A 513-nucleotide genomic window follows, 5' to 3' on the forward strand; every position below is an offset into this window, starting at 1 on the left:
AATCATGACACCACCGGATGGGTATCTAAGTATTTTAACACATGCAAGTCAGAAATGGCGAACTGGTCAGTAACAGGTGAGTTGATACCGTTTTTTAAACGATTCACTTGCCTCTCAGCAGGTAGTTGGTAGGATAATAGCTTACCAAGCCAATGACGAGTAGGGAGAGTGAAAGCTTGATTCCCGACACTGGAAATGAAAAAGTCCAGAGCATAGATTATGTGCAGCAGTGGAGAATATTGGTCAATGCACGAAAGTGTGAACCAGTAACTTAGAGTTAAAAGTCATTTTCTGATATCAGAAGATTTACTTTTGAATAAGTATAATAAATGATGATTATTATACCGAATAGTCCAGTCTAATCTCCGTGCCAGCAGTCGCGGTAATACGGAATCGGGCAACCCATCGGAGTTTTGAATAGGTGTACAGGGTACGTAGCTTGATCATATTATTGATCTAGAGTCATATAGGGGTAGAACCAACACTTGGAGGAGGGCTAATATTCTTTGATAC

The 513-nt window shown here is 40.4% G+C and carries 1 rRNA gene; it reads left to right on the forward strand.

Annotated elements, in window-relative coordinates:
• Positions 1 to 513: ribosomal RNA gene (locus ACYVK5_RS22980) — 16S ribosomal RNA — on the forward strand; the annotation flags it as partial.

Source organism: Myceligenerans halotolerans, from assembly GCF_054782975.1.